Below are 470 nucleotides of genomic sequence, written 5' to 3'. Positions count from 1 at the left end.
CAGTAACAGGTTTAAACTGAAGAGTTTGATCCTGGCTCAGATTGAACGCTGGCGGCATGCCTTACACATGCAAGTCGAACGGCAGCACGGGTGCTTGCACCTGGTGGCGAGTGGCGAACGGGTGAGTAATACATCGGAACATGTCCTGTAGTGGGGGATAGCCCGGCGAAAGCCGGATTAATACCGCATACGATCTACGGATGAAAGCGGGGGACCTTCGGGCCTCGCGCTATAGGGTTGGCCGATGGCTGATTAGCTAGTTGGTGGGGTAAAGGCCTACCAAGGCGACGATCAGTAGCTGGTCTGAGAGGACGACCAGCCACACTGGGACTGAGACACGGCCCAGACTCCTACGGGAGGCAGCAGTGGGGAATTTTGGACAATGGGCGAAAGCCTGATCCAGCAATGCCGCGTGTGTGAAGAAGGCCTTCGGGTTGTAAAGCACTTTTGTCCGGAAAGAAATCCTTGGC

General features: G+C 55.7%; 1 rRNA gene. It reads left to right on the top strand.

What is annotated here, in order from left to right:
- Positions 1–13 precede the first annotated feature (13 nt).
- Positions 14–470, top strand: a 16S ribosomal RNA gene (locus tag U4Z64_RS37405); the annotation flags it as partial.

This window comes from Burkholderia sp. BCC1996, from assembly GCF_905339955.1.
In the GTDB taxonomy this organism is placed as follows: Bacteria; Pseudomonadota; Gammaproteobacteria; order Burkholderiales; family Burkholderiaceae; genus Burkholderia.
This window is presented reverse-complemented; position numbering and strand designations above follow the sequence as displayed.